The 16792-nt window shown below is 49.2% G+C and carries 15 protein-coding genes, 1 tRNA gene and 1 rRNA gene; 8 read left to right on the top strand and 9 right to left on the bottom strand.

Features of this window, described 5'->3' with window-relative positions; translation table 11 throughout:
- Window positions 1–51 precede the first annotated feature (51 nt).
- Window positions 52–795: a queuosine precursor transporter gene (locus tag H6F90_RS03490; protein WP_190550255.1), complete on the top strand. Its 744-nt coding sequence runs from the start codon at window positions 52–54 to the stop codon at window positions 793–795.
- 148 nt (window positions 796–943) lie between these two features.
- Here H6F90_RS03490 and H6F90_RS03495 read toward each other — a convergent pair whose 3' ends face one another.
- Window positions 944–1063, bottom strand: coding sequence for a photosystem II protein Y (locus H6F90_RS03495; protein ID WP_190432371.1), 120 nt, complete (start codon window positions 1061–1063; stop codon window positions 944–946).
- A 154-nt stretch (window positions 1064–1217) separates the two neighbouring features.
- Window positions 1218–1775 carry a gamma carbonic anhydrase family protein gene (locus H6F90_RS03500; RefSeq protein WP_190550257.1) on the bottom strand — a complete coding sequence of 186 codons (558 nt, stop codon included), beginning with the start codon at window positions 1773–1775 and terminating at the stop codon, window positions 1218–1220.
- A 116-nt stretch (window positions 1776–1891) separates the two neighbouring features.
- Between H6F90_RS03500 and H6F90_RS03505 the strand changes: the two genes are divergently transcribed.
- Genes H6F90_RS03505 through H6F90_RS03515 form a run of 3 tightly spaced genes read left to right on the top strand, consistent with a single transcriptional unit; the run spans window position 1892 to window position 4432 of the window.
- On the top strand, window positions 1892–2401 hold the full coding sequence (locus H6F90_RS03505; protein ID WP_190550260.1) for a TIGR02652 family protein: 510 nt from the start codon (window positions 1892–1894) through the stop codon (window positions 2399–2401).
- 59 nt (window positions 2402–2460) lie between these two features.
- On the top strand, window positions 2461–2901 hold the full coding sequence (locus tag H6F90_RS03510; protein WP_190432366.1) for a VOC family protein: 441 nt from the start codon (window positions 2461–2463) through the stop codon (window positions 2899–2901).
- The gene (locus tag H6F90_RS03515; protein ID WP_190550262.1) at window positions 2894–4432 is read left to right on the top strand and encodes an AAA family ATPase; all 1539 of its coding nucleotides are present in this window, start codon (window positions 2894–2896) and stop codon (window positions 4430–4432) included. Before H6F90_RS03510 ends, H6F90_RS03515 begins: the two co-directional genes overlap by 8 nt.
- Window positions 4433–4669: 237 nt before the next feature.
- Here H6F90_RS03515 and H6F90_RS03520 read toward each other — a convergent pair whose 3' ends face one another.
- On the bottom strand, window positions 4670–4894 hold the full coding sequence (locus H6F90_RS03520) for a hypothetical protein (RefSeq protein ID WP_190432362.1): 225 nt from the start codon (window positions 4892–4894) through the stop codon (window positions 4670–4672).
- Window positions 4895–5240: 346 nt separating this feature from the next.
- Between H6F90_RS03520 and H6F90_RS03525 the strand changes: the two genes are divergently transcribed.
- The 4 genes from H6F90_RS03525 to fba all read left to right on the top strand — a co-directional run bounded on the left by H6F90_RS03525 (window position 5241) and on the right by fba (window position 10502).
- A complete protein-coding gene (locus H6F90_RS03525) occupies window positions 5241–8129 on the top strand; it encodes a CapA family protein (protein ID WP_190550264.1) in 2889 nt (962 codons plus the stop codon).
- A gap of 49 nt (window positions 8130–8178) precedes the next feature.
- Window positions 8179–9048 carry an aldose epimerase gene (locus H6F90_RS03530; RefSeq protein WP_190550266.1) on the top strand — a complete coding sequence of 290 codons (870 nt, stop codon included), beginning with the start codon at window positions 8179–8181 and terminating at the stop codon, window positions 9046–9048.
- Between the two features lie 138 nt (window positions 9049–9186).
- Window positions 9187–9258: transfer RNA gene (locus H6F90_RS03535), tRNA-Lys, on the top strand.
- Between the two features lie 164 nt (window positions 9259–9422).
- Entirely contained in the window at window positions 9423–10502 is a 1080-nt protein-coding gene (gene fba / locus H6F90_RS03540) for a class II fructose-bisphosphate aldolase (protein WP_190432357.1), read from the top strand.
- Between the two features lie 90 nt (window positions 10503–10592).
- Here the strand turns inward: fba and H6F90_RS03545 are convergent, their stop codons facing one another.
- From H6F90_RS03545 to rrf, 6 genes are all read right to left on the bottom strand, one after another.
- Window positions 10593–12452, bottom strand: a complete 1860-nt coding sequence (locus H6F90_RS03545; RefSeq protein WP_242024317.1) for a polysaccharide deacetylase family protein — start codon at window positions 12450–12452, stop codon at window positions 10593–10595.
- Window positions 12453–12696: 244 nt separating this feature from the next.
- Complete coding sequence (locus H6F90_RS03550; RefSeq protein WP_190550268.1) at window positions 12697–13086, bottom strand: DUF2358 domain-containing protein; 390 nt, start codon at window positions 13084–13086, stop codon at window positions 12697–12699.
- A complete protein-coding gene (locus tag H6F90_RS03555) occupies window positions 13086–13652 on the bottom strand; it encodes a hypothetical protein (RefSeq protein ID WP_190550270.1) in 567 nt (188 codons plus the stop codon). Before H6F90_RS03555 ends, H6F90_RS03550 begins: the two co-directional genes overlap by 1 nt.
- A gap of 98 nt (window positions 13653–13750) precedes the next feature.
- Entirely contained in the window at window positions 13751–15616 is a 1866-nt protein-coding gene (gene modB / locus H6F90_RS03560) for a molybdate ABC transporter permease subunit (protein WP_190550272.1), read from the bottom strand.
- 33 nt (window positions 15617–15649) lie between these two features.
- Window positions 15650–16474, bottom strand: a complete 825-nt coding sequence (modA, locus tag H6F90_RS03565; RefSeq protein ID WP_190550274.1) for a molybdate ABC transporter substrate-binding protein — start codon at window positions 16472–16474, stop codon at window positions 15650–15652.
- A gap of 205 nt (window positions 16475–16679) precedes the next feature.
- Window positions 16680–16792: ribosomal RNA gene (rrf, locus tag H6F90_RS03570) — 5S ribosomal RNA — on the bottom strand; the annotation flags it as partial.

Raw genomic sequence — 16792 nt, forward strand, 5'->3', positions numbered from 1 at the left:
ACTCAATTCAGTGCCACAATGCTTTGCAGGTAGAACCCTAGCAACAGCACCATGCCGAAGCAGCATTCTCGCAATTCCCCCTCAGCATCGCCCCCTCCCTCCACTCGCTACTCTGGATGGTTCTTGCTCGTGGTGGTTCTATTCGTAACCTGCCTAATTGTGTCCAACATTGTCGCGACCAAGCTAGTGACCCTGCAAGGCCAGGTCGTGACTGCCGCGATCGTGATTTTTCCGATTAGCTATATCTGCGGAGATGTGCTCACTGAAGTGTATGGGTATCGGCAGGCTCGTCTAGCAATCTGGTTGGGGTTTCTGTGCAACTTAATTGCCGTGCTTGCCATTTGGCTTGGCCAACAGCTTCCCCCTGCGCCGTTTTGGGATGGACAAGCGGCTTACGAGCGCATTCTAGGCAATACACCTCGATTGCTGCTGGCTTCGTTTCTAGCCTATTTGGTGGGGGAGTTTGTCAATTCCTTCGTGTTAGCCAAGCTGAAAGTGGCGACTCAGGGAAGGTGGCTTTGGATGCGAACCATTGGTTCCACAATTGTTGGACAGGGGTTGGATTCGCTAATTTTCGTCACAGTAGCCTTTGTCGGCACGATCGCAGCTAGCCAGATGATTTCAGCAATTGTGACGCAATGGCTGATCAAAACGGCTTACGAGGCGATCGCGACCCCTTTAACCTACATAGTGGTGAACTTCCTCAAGCAGACTGAGCACATTGATGTCTACGACTACGACACTTCTTTTAACCCGATTGCTTGGTCTGAAGCATCCGAGCAAAAACTCGATTAAATTTACAGCAACCCCAGCGATCGCAGTGCTCGCACTCTGCGTACTCCTCAAACTCATAGCGCCAAAACAAAAACGACTGTGTTTCCGCAAAGGATTACAGTCGTTTGTTGCATCATGTGAACTGAAATAGTTCAGCCCTATAGTGTGGTTACTTGGCCAGAAACCCTTGAATTTGAGCCAAAGCAGCCTTTGCAATATTGAATGCTGCCCAGCTTCCAGCCAAAATGACTGGCAGCAAAACCACTACCACGCGATAATCCAAGTCCATATCCCGATCTCCTCTTCTAACCAGAGATTAAAGATTTTTGAATAGCTCTCATAATTGTATTATTTATCCAAACGGGCGCTTTTTCACAGCGATCGCAATTTCTCAGGCTTTCGGCTTATTTTTAGCGATCGATTGAGGGCATCTACAAGCATGCTTAAGCGTGCGTTTGGGTGAAGCCAAGATCGGTGCCTTTGCCTGCATGAACCAAGGCTAACTTTTCGTAACGCCGGGCATGCTCAATTAAGTCTGCCACCTCTTCATCTGCGAGTTCGCGCAACCGTTTCGCCGGAACTCCCACCACAAGCGATCGCGGAGGTACATCTTTGGTTACGACCGAACCCGCCCCCACAATGCTGCCTGCCCCTACACGCACTCCATCCAGTACGATCGCCCCAATCCCAATTAAGCAACCTAGCTCAATATGAGCGCTATGAATCACGGCTCGATGTCCAATGGTGACGTAGTCTTCTAAGATTGTGGGCTTACCTGGATCACCGTGTAATATGGCTCCATCTTGAACATTGGTACAGAGGCCAATTTCAATGCGCTCGACATCAGCCCGCACCACGGCACCAAACCAAATACTGGCACCAGCGGCGATCGCCACATTACCCATGACCGTCGCCCCCGGAGCCACAAATGCAGCTTGAGAAAGATCCGGTGCAGGCCAATAAGAAGCCGAAATTAGAGGAGATGGGTTGAAATCACTCAAAATAGTGCCCAGAGTATCAGTAGAATGCCCATAGAATTGACATCGAGGGCAGAACTTCCCTAGTTATAATAAAACAACTGGCACTGACACAGAAACACCATGCAGATCCGCACTTCATGATGACTCATGGCTTACAGTATCCAATTTTTGGTCCGGAGATTCAGTGCCCGCACTGCCGCCAAACCATTCCGGCTCTAACCCTGACAGATACTTATTTGTGTCAGAGGCACGGTGCCTTTGAATCAGATCCACAAACAGGCGAACTGGTTCACTTGCAGTCAGGACGGCACTGGAGGCAGTGGAACAACGAATGGTATCGTCAGCACACGCATCCAGATGGCATTCGCTTTGAAATTCATGAAGCGCTAGACCGGCTTTACACTCAGGGCTATCGGGCTACTCGCGTCATCATTGCCCAACGCTATAAAGACTTAATCAGTGCTTATCTAGAGCGCAGCACTCCTTGGCGGGGTCAGACGGATTCAGCCAAACCTCGGCTTTACGGCCTACCTGTAGAATTTAGCCCAACGTCAGAAGAAGATCCCTGCTGGGACGTAATTAACTTCGATCTAGAAAAAGAACCGGGTGCCCCTGTTCGATATCCGTATTTTCGTTTATTTGAGTAATCCATCCGGAGCTGTAACCTACTTTCGCTAACGGCTCTGGGCGCTGAACTTCATCATCCATGCATCACGCATCTATTCGGACTGCCAATATCCATCGGGCGATCGCGTTTTACGAGCAGTTAGGGTTTGTGGTCAATGAACGATTCACCACGGGCTACACGCTGGCTTGCTGGATGTCAGGCTTGAGCGGACGGATTGAATTGATTCAAATTCCAGAGCCGCGTCCCGTCGCTGATGCTTTTAACGACGAGCACTACACCGGGTACTATCACCTTTCTTTTGACCTCACCGATACCACTACGGATTTGCCCAAGTGGCTAGAGGATTTGCAAGCCAAATTTGCTGAGGCGGCTGAGTCTCAACCTGAGCAAATCTCACCCCTCAAGGTGCTACTGGAACCCAACCAACAAATGATTGGCGATCGCGTTTATGAGGTTGCCTTCATTGCCGATGCCGATGGTTTACCCCTGGAATTCATCCGGGTGATGAATCATGAGTGATCCAGCAGAGGTGTTTCAGAATAACTGGGCCTACCTAAAAGCAGAACTGACTTGGCTCGATCGCATCTTGAGTGTGGCGATCGCTCGACAGCGTCAAGAGCAAAAAACAGTAGATCGAGTGGCGCAGTCACGGGCTGATCGAGCCACAAGCCACTGGTGGAAAGGTTTAGTCGCCTTAGACGGTACGACTGGTTATGATGAAACTCGTCCGCGTCCTACCAATCGCAGTGGTACTGCAACCAGCTATCAGCAGCAGATGGAGGCGCGAATTCAGGCTAGTTTGCAGCAGGGCGTGGCTCTAGGTTTACCGCAGTTGCGCGATCGCCTCAAGCTCACTGCCTTTGAAAAGAACTTGGTTCTGTTTAGCTTGGCTCCAGAAATTAATCGTCGCTACGCTAAGCTCTACAACTATCTCCAAAGCCACGAATCTAGCTCAGCAGCACGAGTTTCGGTTGAGTTTTCTAGCACCTGTGGCTGCCCTGATTTACCCACCGTCGATTTGGTGTTGCGGTTGCTGTGTCGTAATGACCAGGAATGGCAAACGGGTCGGGCTTACCTGACTGTAAACTCTGGCTTAATTCAGCAGGGTTTGCTGCAAATGGTGGCTTGTGGCGAGGAAACCTTACTCACTCGGCGGCTGAAGTTGAGTGATGACTTGGTGAATTATTTATTGGCTGAGCAACCCCAGCCGCAAACGTTAGAGGTTTTAGTTCAACCTGCTCAGCTTCCTCAGCTGCACCCTGTACCTCATACTCACGTTCTACTGCCCCGCTACCTTCGTGAAGAAAAAGCTACACCTGACTGGACGCAACTGATTTTGCCGCGATCGCTTTTGGCAACCTTGCAGCATTTAGGGCGGCGGGTAGAGCTGTGGTCCGAGGTGCAAGCAGTTTGGAGCGATTTACAACCTAGCTGCTCTACCCCTCCCCCGCTACCTGGAACCGTGGCGATTTTGGTAGGAGCGGCGGGTACAGGCAAAACTATGGCAGCGGCGGCGATCGCTCAACAATTAAAAACTTCTCTCTTCTGGACTGACCTAGCCTTGGTGCCGCCCGCCGAGTTTCCCAGGTTGCTTCAGGAAATTCATGAACACAGCCCCACGGTATTGCTGATTAAGTCGGCACCGCTCTGGCTGGGGCGTTCTGCTCCCTTAGCGACCGCAGACCTGCATCAACTGATTCATCAACGTCAGCAGCAGCGAGGCATCACCTTATTCAGCGTGCCGTTGTTGCAATCGGTGCGTTGGCACTGGCGACAGGAAATTGACCAAATTTTAGAATTCCCGCTCCCCACGCCAGGCGATCGCTTGAAGTTATGGCATCAAGTTTTTCCCAGTACGATCGGCCTTGATTCCAGCATTGATTGGGAGTTTCTAGCTCACAAGTTGCCTCTAAATGGAGGTGAAATTCGCGCGATCGCCCAAGCCGCGACTTTTTACGCAGCCGCAGATTCGTTGGAGATTAAGGTAACGATGGCCCATATTCTACGAGCCTGGGAACAGAGGCAACAAAAACTGAAGACTCGTAACTAAAAAAATAAGCCCCTGATTTAGGGGCTTGGTATCTGTTGGGTCATAGGAAAGACTGTGGTCAAGATCGGATAGAAATCTGTTTTGATTTAGATCAAAATTAGAATTGCTTAGTTGTCCAATAGCAGTTTAATCCTATGAATTTTAGGTTTATGACTCTTTAAGCCAGAGCCTTTTTCACCCTAACTTTAGCCACAAATTAAAACTTTATTCCCTACTAGCTCGTGTCTCAGTCGAGAGTTATCTTCGTTGTGCCACAGATCGTAGACGTTGCAATGGCATCTCAACGGCTCCAGGAGCTTCTCGCTTAATGACTCCAGCATCCACGGCACTGTATAACTTTTCTAACACCTCTAAATCGGCAGCTTTATAGCCTCCAATTGACAATACTTGGCGGATTAACCCCTCAGATGCCACGCTGAGACAGCCTGTCTGGAAAGCAGATTGTACGAGCGTATGGATCATAGCTACGAATTATCCTGACTGTTTTACTGCCACCCTTACTATCAGGTACTTTCGAGTTCTAACAGTTGATTGAGATCGACTATAACCTGTGACCCTAAACGTTATAAGCTTGTGATTACTATCACTGACAACTAACATTAACTAGGAAGTGCGGGCTGCATCTATGAAGCCAAAATAGCGTGAACCATATGTTCTATCGGGGCTAACTATTCTGGATTAAAGCTATAAATAGGTTTCCCGTCCGAGTAATTAATGATTTAATGCCGATAAGATAGGGTCAATCATCTGCCAATTTGTGGGTGCAACGGGAAGTAACGGTGGCAGTTGATGTTGAGGAGTGAAGAGGATGGCTTATTCTAATCGTGTATCTCAACCTTCCGTGCTGGAGTTAGCACGAGAAGGTAATGTTCGAGCGATCGCCTATTGGCTGAATAGCTACTTAGTTCCTCAAGGGGTCTACGCCTCCATTCGACCCACTCGCTCTAATTGCCTACACATTACCGTCGAGTTCGATCGCATTCCAGAGCGCGATCGCTTAGTCCGCTTCATTTGCCATCGTCTCTGCCAGCTCAACTTAGACTTTATCGAAGGAGTCAGAATTGCGGCTCGCTTCGCAGATGAAAGTCAAACTCTTTGGCAACAATCTGTTCGCTTAGCCACCTCCAGCAGACGCCAAAAGCGCCCCCGTCAGCCCTCCAGCCGCTCTCAAGCAGCAACTCAATCCATATCTGTCAAACAACTGCTAGACCAGCGTGTTTATCTGAAACTAGCTCGTTCTCTCTTGCTCAGTGGTTCTGCTGTAGCAGCGTTTGTCTTGGGTTGTCTGCTCAGCTATAACGAAACTCCTACCGAGCCAACGATCGCCTCTGCCAACGGCCGCACCCCCGAAGCCACACTCACGAGGTCTGAACCCAACCGACCGAATGCGATCCGTGCTGCCTTGGAAACAGTTCCAGTGGTGCAGCACCAAAACCTACTCAATCCTGATGACCCAGCCGTCACCTTGATGTTTGGGGGGGATGTCACCCTATCTGATGCCTTCGAGGATTTAGTTGGTCAAGACTACAATTGGGCCTTCGCCGACATGAAGGAGTATCGCCAAGCAGACGTAGCGATGGTGAATCTCGAAAATCCTTTAACTCGCGCCACCACGCCACTGCCAGATAAGCAATTTAACTTCAAGGCTGACCCAGAATCAGTAGAAGTATTGACGGATGGCGGCATCGACATTGTGACTCTGGCTAACAATCACGCGATGGACTACGAAGCATCGGGGTTGATAGAAACGCTAGAAACGCTAGAGCAGGCGGGCATTCATCACATTGGGGCGGGTCGAGATATTAAAGAAGCTCGTCGTCCAGAAATCTTAGAAGTGAAGGGGCAGCGCATTGCTTATCTCGGCTATTACGATGCAGACCTTCATGCGGCAGATATAGATGCTGCGGGTACCAATCCCACCCGCAACGATCGCATCGCCGAGGATATTCGAGCTATTCGTAAGCAGGTTGATTGGATCGTTGTAAATTACCATTGGGGCGAGGAATTAGCTGAGTATCCCGTAGATATGCAGATTCAGCTAGCACACCACACCATTGATAAAGGAGCTGATTTGGTTGTGGGGCACCATCCCCATGTCCTGCAAGGAGCGGAAATTTATAAGGGACGACCAATTGTCTATTCTCTAGGCAACTTCATTTTTGGCGGCAATTCCCGCAGCGACTACGATACAGCGGTGCTAAAAGTTGCCTTGCGGGACAAGCAAATGAAGGTGGAATTTTTGCCAGTTGAGGTAACGCAGTATCAACCCCGGATTGTGTCTGGCGATCGCGGTGAGCAAATCCTCAATCAAATTCGTGAGCGATCGAGCCTCTTTGCTCAACCGATGCCATCCTCCGTTATTCTTGATGCCCGTAGTTCTGAAGTGGTTGAGCCAGGAGAGTCAGAGGTTTTCAGCGAACCATCTCCCAACCCAGATACGACAGATGTTGCTCCGTCGCCACAATCTACACCTGAGACAACGTCACCTGACTCTTTTATTACTGCACCAGACTCAGCTCCTGACGACCTACCTGCTTCACCAGATGAGCGACCCAGCAACCCTGCTACTCCACTTAACTCACAACCTTTCGCACCCGATACTGCACCCAGTAATAGCGCTCCTGCTTTCCCCGACTCAGAGCCAAGCCCTAGCTTCTCTAACCCAGAACCCGCCGACAACTGGCAATCTTTACCCTCTCAACCGACTGCTGCCCCCTCTCCAGACCCAACCGATGCTTGGCCTGATGGCTCCACTACGCCTGAGCCTTTTGAGCCAGATGCTTTCGAGCCAGATGCTTTCGAGCCAGACAGGTCCAACCCATCCCTAGATTCGGAACCATCTGAATCTGCGCCAGCGGAGCTTGAACCGACCGAATCTGAGCCATCAGAGCTGAACTCTGAGCCTGAGAGTGGCTATACTTACCCACACCGTCAGGAACCAGATGATTATTGGCAACCGCTGACACCAGACCCATCAGAACCGCCTGACGAGCTTGTCCCTAGCGATGATACATCTCCTGACCCTGGTGCTCCTCTCAACTCTCAACCCGAGGCAGAACCCTTTACAAAGCCTGAAAACAGCACTGAACCCTTTGAGTCGTCGCCCCTAGAGGGTGATACTTCTCAACCATTAAACGGTGATACTTCTAGTCCTCTGAATCAGACACCCGCACCTAGTCCAACCCTAAACGAGGGTTTAGAACCCTTTACTGATCCTGTAGAGGCACCTGCGGACGATACCTCTATTCCTGAAAACGCGGAACCCTCACTCCCATCAGCTCCGCCTAATAACAATCTAGAGCCCTTCACCACCTCTCCAGAAGATTCCACACCCCTGGAAGCTGAGCCATCAATTGCGCCCACGACTGCACCCAGCGATCGCCTGGAGCCGTTCATTACCAATCCTGCTGAGACAGTTCCGATTGCCCCAACCACAGCACCAGATTCGCAGCAAGGAAATTCTTCCCCGGAACCTGTATTGCCTCAGGCAGAACCATCTGAGCCAAAACCATTCGAGCCACCCTCACATCCTAAACAGCATCCTCGCGAGCACATTGCTCTCCTAGAACATCAAGCTCCGGCGATCGCCCTCCCTACTTCTACTGCTGCTCCATCCCAAGTTCTATCAACAGCAGCAAGTCGCCATCAGCAACCAGCAACACCTCTAGTCACCCCATTCGCGGAGCGCCCAGAGTAGATTTGCAGAGCTGAGCGAGATCTCATTCCAAACCAAGGAGTCAATCACTGTGTTTGCGATCGCAACTGAACAGCGGCAATACAAAACCTATCTACTCTATGACCAAGCCACCAACTCTCGCTTAGAAATAGTGCCTGAGCGGGGCGGTATTGTTACCAGTTGGCAAGTGAAAGGCCAAGAGCTGCTGTATCTAGATGCTGAACGATTCGCCAATCCCGAACTAACTGTGCGGGGCGGCATCCCGATCTTGTTTCCGATTTGTGGCAATCTGCCCAACAACACCTACAACAACAACGGCCAAACCTACACTCTGAAGCAGCATGGCTTTGCCCGTGATTTACCTTGGCAAGTAACGGAACAGGAAACGCAAGATTTAGCCAGCCTGACTTTGGCGTTAGAGAGCAATGAGCAAACCTTGGCGGTGTATCCCTTCCAGTTTCGAGTCGCCTTCACCTACAAATTGCAAGGGCATACCCTAGAGATTCATCAGCGGTTTGAGAATCGCTCTAATGAACCCATGCCTTTCTCGGTGGGGCTACATCCCTACTTTGTAACCTCAGATAAAACTCAGCTCCAGTTCGATATTCCTGCCACCGACTTACTCGATCAGCGATCGCAAGCCGTCGAATCCTTCAGCAACCAATTCGATTTTGAGCGCGATGAAATTGATGTGGCGTTCCGGGAGCTCTCACGTCGTTCAGCCACAGCCAGCGATCGCAGCCAGGGGGTGCATTTGACGCTCAGCTACGAGTTCCCCTACTCCACTGTGGTCTTTTGGACAGTAAAAGGCAAAGAGTTCTATTGCCTAGAGCCCTGGACTGCGGGACGCAATGCCCTGAATACGGGCGATCGCCTGACCCACTTAGCCCCCGGTGCGAGTTTAGATACAACGGTCCAACTCACGGCTAAATTTCTGTAGTTTCAGCGCTGCATCTCAAGCTAGGCAGGCGATCTAAAAATAATCTGAAGAAATTTACGTTTTCCTTGGTAAATATCTTCTAAATTCAGGAAGGCTGTGTTATTGTTGTAAACGGCGCTGAGACAGGCGCAACTGAACGGGTCGCTAACTCAATGGTAGAGTACTCGGCTTTTAACCGATTTGTTCCGGGTTCGAGTCCCGGGCGACCCATAAAAAGAAAGATAAACAAATCTTATAGACCTAGTAAAAAGGGTTCAGGGTGAATCTTGAAATACTTCCTCTATTTACAAGCACAAAGTGTCTTAAGATTAACGTAAGAATTGAGCTCGTCTAAAACTAGCTAGCTAACGACGAAGTAATTAGGAGGACTCTCTATGGCGCTCGTACCCATGCGGCTGTTGTTGGATCACGCGGCTGAAAACGGTTACGGCATTCCCGCCTACAACGTTAACAACATGGAGCAGATTCAAGCCATCATGCAGGCTGCCCATGAAACCGATAGCCCTGTGATTTTGCAAGCCTCTCGTGGCGCTCGTAAATATGCTGGAGAAGCTTTCCTACGCCACCTGATTTTGGCTGCGGTAGAGACCTATCCTGATATTCCTATCGCAATGCACCAGGATCATGGCAATAGCCCTGCGACTTGCTACTCAGCCATGAGTCATGGTTTTACCAGCGTCATGATGGACGGCTCTCTGGAAGCTGACGCTAAAACCCCTTCCAGCTACGAGTACAACGTTGAAGTAACTCGCCGAGTGGTAGAAGTTGCTCATGCAATTGGCGTCAGCGTTGAAGGTGAATTGGGTTGCCTCGGCTCTCTGGAAACGGGCCAAGGTGACAAAGAAGATGGACACGGTTTTGAGGGCACCCTCTCCCATGACCAACTCTTGACCGACCCCGATGAAGCAGTAGACTTCGTGGAGCAAACTGGTGTTGATGCCCTCGCAGTTGCGATCGGGACCAGCCACGGTGCTTACAAGTTCACCCGCAAACCTACTGGTGAAATCCTCGCCATCAGCCGCATCGAAGAAATCCACCGTCGCTTGCCCAACACCCACTTGGTAATGCACGGTTCCTCCTCTGTACCTGAAGATCTAATTGCGCTGATCAACCAGTACGGCGGTAAGATTCCTGAAACCTACGGTGTACCCCTCGAAGAAATTCAAAAGGGTATTAAGAGCGGTGTGCGTAAAGTCAACATCGACACTGACAACCGTTTGGCGATCACTGCTGCGGTCCGTGAAGCCCTAGCTTCTAAGCCTGAGGAATTCGACCCTCGCCACTTCCTCAAGCCTTCTATCAAGTACATGCAAAACGTTTGTGCTGAGCGCTACCAAGCCTTTAGTGCTGCGGGTCAAGCTAGCAAGATCAAGCCTGTTTCTCTGGATGATTTTGCTGCTAAGTATGCCAAAGGCGAACTGGGTGGCGCTACCAAGAAAGCTGTCACTGTTTAATTAACAGGTTCGACTTTTAACTAAAAAAGCTGGGTAGTTTTTAATGCTATCCAGCTTTTTTATGGAAAGGTTCAGGCGATCGCCCATCAATTATCGAGATGCCAGTGTACAAGCTGCTTTAGCTTCTGCGTCAGAGGGTACGAGCGCGACCACATGAGGCACAGGGCGAGGAATATACCCCACCAGCGATTCACCTTTGTAAGCGAGTGAGGTGCTGGCACCAGAGTCTAGCATCACTGCATCGCGAAAGCCTGCCTTTACCAACGCAATTCCTAAAGAAACCGAGTCAATTGGCTCTACTGAAACTCCGATGGTGGGTTGCCCGGTTTGATTGATGCCCCAAAAGGCTCGATGACGCACGGCATCAAAATCGAACAAGCTATTGAAAGTACTAGCAGGTTGAGGTTGGCTATCTTTCACTAGCCAAGCCGCCGCGACAAAAGCATCTGTCACACCTGCTAATTCTGCTTGCACCCCCTCTAAACTGTTGTGCTTGTCTGGGTTAAAGGGAATAAACTTAGCCGCTTGAGGACCCATGACCACTAGTGGCCGTCCCTTCAGCCTGGGATTGTCGCTGTGATTGCCTGGGACGAATTGCCCGTTACTTTGACTCATGACAGGGCCGATCATCACGTTGGAGTCCAAGTACCTGAGCGAGAAGAAACCCCCATCTACTGCCGCGATCGCCTGAGTTCCTTCTAGAATTTCTTGAACCTGGTAACGACTCTTGGCATGAATCGTGATCGGTTTACCCCCGGAAATTAACCGGAAAGGTGTCTCGTCAATTGTTGTTTCGGTGAGTTGCACTGGCGCAGAAAAATCAAATCCCAGATTCCAACTGGGCAGGGGAGATCCACCCCAAGCCTGGTCAATGATATCGGGGAGTCGAGACTGCCCAAAGCGAGCGATCGCCAACAAGCTCTCCGACTCACCTGCAAAGCGCTCATCCACATCATCCATTGTGAAGGCTGCTAGGTAGCCCGCTTCCTGAACCACTTTAGCCACTCGCTGATCATATTTACCTTCTGGGTAAGTGAAGTAACGAATCGGCATGCCTAATTCAGCTTCTAAAAGCTGTTTCGACTCGGCTACCTCAGTGGCCAAATGGTCATCCGTGAGCTTGGTGAGATCTGGCGGATGAGTCACACTATGAGCTGCGATCGTGACTAAGGGATCAGTAGCCATTTGGCGCAACTCTTCCCAATTCAGGCTAGAGCGCCCCAGCTTTTTACCAACCTTGGCAGTATAGATAGAGAATACCGCTGGGTAGCCGTATTTTTTGAGTAAGGGGTAAACGTGTTCGTAGTGTCCCTTGTAGCCATCATCGAAGGTTAATAAGATAGGCTTTTCTGGTAAAGGCAACCCAGTTCGTAGATGCGTGGTTAGCTGATCGAGACTAATCGGGGTTAGCCCACGCTCTTGAATCAGTTGTAGGTGTTGCTCAAACTCTTCCGGCGTTACATCAAAGAAAACTTGCTTTTCTGGCAGAATATCGTGATACATCATCACGGGGACTCTGGCCTGTTGAGCGCGATCGCTGATCTGTGGCCAAGGGCTAGGATTGAGATAGCTTATCAGTTGCGGTCCTAAGTCCTGAATTAAATGACTTAAACCAACTTCCGGATCACCTACCCAGGTGGAAGCCTTAACCAAATTCCCCATCCAAGTAGTTAGCTGAGTTGACGTTCTGAGATTGTCATCGGTTTGACAAACTGGCTCAGGTGATTGTGCTTCTCTAGAGTTAAGCGCTAACAATCCTGCCCCAGACGCTAGCGATTGTGGAGAATGGCTCAAGTCCTGCGCGATCGCTGAATGGGACCACAGCAGCGCCATCAATCCTAAGGGCAGACCAATAGCGAAACGGAAGCGAAAGTTAATAATTCCGTGTCCGTGAGAGAAATTTTTGGCAGCTTGAGAGCCCAGGTGATGCTCCCGGCAAATCAACGTCATATTTTTGCAGGACAAAGGCACTGTGGCTAGATGTAACCGATACCAAAAGATTTGTCAGGTGTTACAAATCACACAAAAGGCAGATCCCAGCTCTGCCACTGCAATCTTTAGACCAACCGTTTCCAAGGTTGTTCCTAGCAGCTTGTGTTCGCTAAACCTTAATTAGACACTACTCTGCCTGCCCCAAAAATCCGGGTAAAACCTTAACTTCACGTCGCTCTACCGAAGTGCTAAAGGCACATATTTATGCTTCATCCCTTGTCCAGAAATGCTGTCTTAAAACATCCCAACGGGAGCAATGCCAATGATCCACATGGGACACGATTAAACCACTGGCATCAAGTTGTAATTCACTCCAACCTGTAATAGCAATCCTGGGTTGCCAAGGCAAGGGCGATCGCCACTTCAGCGTCCACTCGGTTCTAATCGAGTTGCCGTTCTGCTGAATATCATGCAGATCCATTTTGAGGTCCGCAAACCATCGCTCTAGAAAAGCAATCATTTGCTTGTAGCGTTCTACCCCTTGAAAACGATTAAGCGGATCTTGAAAAAAGACTTTTTCTGCATAGATGCTATAGGTTTGGTTCACCGGAAACCGCTCATAGTCCTCACGTAGAACCTGCACAATATCCATTAAGACTCGACCTCAGGCCACAAACGCTCTAGTTGACGCTTCCAAGCTGCGAGTACTTCTTCGCGGCTACTAGCTCCCTGCTCCAAATCTCCCATTAATCCTTCCTCATAGAAACGATTTAACGTTTGCAGAGTCGCTTCTAATGACTGTCCTTGGAGTTTGGCGACATGAATAATTTGGCGAATTTGGACTTCTACTAGGTCATTGAAAGGTTTGGCTAAACCTTGTTCATGTAGGGACTGCAAACGCTGAATCGCTGCTGTTAGGTCTGCGATCGCCAAACTTTCTAGACGATGCTGAAACACCCCCCACAAAATATCTTGGTGCAGGGCATAACGGGTTTCTTGAGTGGCATCAAAATTAGCTTCTAGCAGTTGTGGTATTAAAGCTTGCGCTTCCTGAGCAGGAGCGATCGGCAAGAGCACTCTTAACCAAGTGTGGTCTTGTGACAGCAAAACTAGGAGGCGGAAGTTTGTGGTTTCGACTTGCCAGGCTTCTGGCTCTAACCTTTGAGCTAAAGCGCCAAACAAGTTCGTTAAGGCATTAGTTATTTCGTCAGGAGTCATTGTAGAGCGCGAAATTTAGGGCTGTAGCATCATCATGACGCTCCGATCGGCGATGGCACAACCGTTACATATTGCCTCCATGTTGTAACTAATGCGGCTTACCCCGTCATTAAAAATAGTCGCAAAGGGTCTAAATGGATGTACCAAGGCAAGGGCTGCTCTTTAAGTGAAGACCATTTTTCTTTGAACACCTCTGCTTGTAAATGATAGTCCTGGTCATCGCTGGGAGCCGCATGCAGCTTCAAGTAGAGCGTCGTTCGGTGTAGCGTTTCACTGGTTTGAACTAACCAACAAGGGAAAGTGTTACTGCTATCCGGAGCGATCGCGGAATTGCTCTGCTCAGGAGCATTGGTAAATATAATGTGGTGAGCTCGGATACCAACCAGAGATAAGTCAGATGGAATCGGCTTCACAACCCTTAGCAGGCAATTCCAATCGACGGCTCGAATCAGTTGTGTTTCAACTATTTCCACTTGGGAAAAGTTTTTGCAACCCGTTAGCTGAGCCACCACAAATTTAGTTGGCCGTTCCACGACTTCTGCTTTAGGGCCAGAAGCCACAACCTGCCCAGCAGCTAGGATCATTAGGTTTTGGCAAATCCGGTAAGCTTCTTCTAAGTTGTGGGTTACAAACAAAGTAATACCTGGATAACTCGCTAAAATCTCCTGTAATTGCTTCTCTAATTGACTGCGCAGGTGAGTATCCAACGCCGAAAAAGGCTCATCTAAAAGCAAAATCTGCGGTGCGATCGCCAAGGCTCTAGCCAAGGCGACTCGCTGCTGCTGGCCTCCCGACAGTTGTTGCGGATATCGGCGTTCTAACCCTTGTAGTTGCATCACACTGAGCAGCCGAGCCACTCTATCCGCACGTTCGCTTGCAGGCAACGTATACAGCCCAAAGGCGATATTTTGTCTAACTGTCAGGTGAGGAAAAAGCGCGTAATTTTGGAATAGAAAGCCAACCTGCCGCTGCCGACTAGGAAGATTAATGCCCCGCTCTGAGTCAAATAACACTCGACCATTCAATACAATACGCCCACTCGATGGCGTCTCTAGGCCAGCAATACAGCGCAGAGTCAAGCTCTTGCCAGACCCTGAAGCTCCTAAGAGTCCTAGTGGTTTTTGGTTGGCTGTACAGCTAACGTTAAGCGAGAAGTTAGCTAACTGCTTGGAGATGGCGATCGCTAGTTCCGGTTTCAAGGATGCAGTTTTTGCTTCTACAGTGGGTCGTGTAGCACCCCTGGCCAAATGAGTAGTTATGTTGGCGGAATGCCCTTGCGGTTGGACTGTTGGCTGTTGCCTGAACCGATGCCGATAGTGAGACCAGTAATTTAGGTTAGCAATGGTCACTAGCGCGATCGCTACCACCACTACTACCCAAACTAGAGCCTGAGACCTGTTCCCTTGCTCGACTGCAAAGAAAATAGCGGTAGGAATCGTTTGAGTTTCTCCAGGAATGTTGCCTGCCAACATCAAAGTGGCACCAAACTCTCCTAGCGCGCGTGCAAAGGTCAAAATACTGCCCGCTATCATGCCTGGCCAAGCCAAAGGCAATAGTACCCGCCAAAAGATCCCCCACTCTGAAGCCCCAAGAGTCTGCGCGGCTTGAATCAGATCAGAATCAATTTGCTCGAAAGCACCTAGTGCAGTTCGGTACATCAAAGGAAACGAGACCACAGTAGCCGCAATTACAGTTGCAGACCAGGAAAAAATCACGTTCAAACCCAGAGGTTGTAGAACTTGCCCTATCGGCCCATGCTTACCAAATAGCAGCAGCAACAAGAAACCAACGACAGTAGGTGGTAAAACCAAAGGCAGCGTCAGTACACCATCAAACCAGGGTTTTGCCCTGCCTGGGTAACTAAACATCCAACGGGCTACTACTGTCCCCAAGCAACCAGCAATTATAGTAGCCGCAGCAGCAGTCTTTAGAGAAATCTCCAGAGGAGACCAGTCAAACGCCATGTCATGATGCCTTTATCTCCTGCAATAAAAACATCAATTGCTGGCAATGCCAAATCCATGCTTTTGAAATACAGCTTTAGCCTGTGGACTGGATAAAAACTGTACAAATTCTTGAGCAGCAGTTACATTTTTGCTATCTTTTAGCACTGCTACAGAATAACTAACGGCAGAATGAGACTGTTCAGGCGCGATCGCTACGATCCTAACTTGTCTCGATGTTTTAGCATCCGTCAAGTAAACTATTCCAGCATCTACATTCCCCGTTTCCACATAACTCAAAACTTGTCTTACATCTTTCGCTAAAACTAATTTTGGTTTAACTAATTCAAGAATCCCCAGCCAGGTCAAAACTTCTTGGGCATACATCCCAGCTGGTACACTCTCTGGATCTGCGATCGCTAAACGTTTAACACTTCTATTTTTGAGGTCGCTGAAATCTTTCAAAACCGACACATTTTTCGGCTCAATCAAGACCACTTGATTCGTTAAAAATTTTTTTCGAGTACTGGTTAGTAGCAATCCTTGCTTCTGCAAAACATCCATCTGCTTGGTTGCAGCAGATACAAAAATATCGACAGGAGCACCTTGCTCAATCTGAGCCTGCAAGGCTCCGGAAGAACCGAAGTTAAAAGTTAAAAAACTTTCCGGGTTTTCTTGCTGCCAAAGCGACCTTACTTCTTCCATTACATTAGTAAGGCTAGCCGCCGCTGATATTGTCAAAGTAGCTGATCGGTTTCTAACTGTTGAGGTTGTTGAGGTTGAAGACTCAGGGCTTGAGTCAACAAAATTACAACCAGCGATCGTTAAAGCGGATCCAGAGACCAAAAGACCCACTTTGGCAAGAGCAAAAAATCTCATGCAACTTATGAAAAGCTTTTAATTGAAGCACGATATCACAATTGCAGTATTTACCTCGTTACTGCAAAACAAATAGTTCGAAGTAAGAGATTCGAAATAGCCATCCACAGAGAGAAAAAACATACAAATTAGGAATAACATGTCCGAAGAGAAGAGAGAGGAGGTTGCATAGGCACTCCTCTCTCTTCTCTGTGTTTGATTATTGCCCTGGCATCGAGCTATTGTCCCGTGGGGCTGCCCCCAAAGTATCGTCGCCGCTACAGCGTTTCACCTCTGAGTTCGGGATGGGTCAGTGTGGTTCCACCGCGCCATGAACAC

Source organism: Trichocoleus sp. FACHB-591 (assembly GCF_014695845.1).
GTDB lineage: Bacteria > Cyanobacteriota > Cyanobacteriia > FACHB-46 > FACHB-46 > Trichocoleus.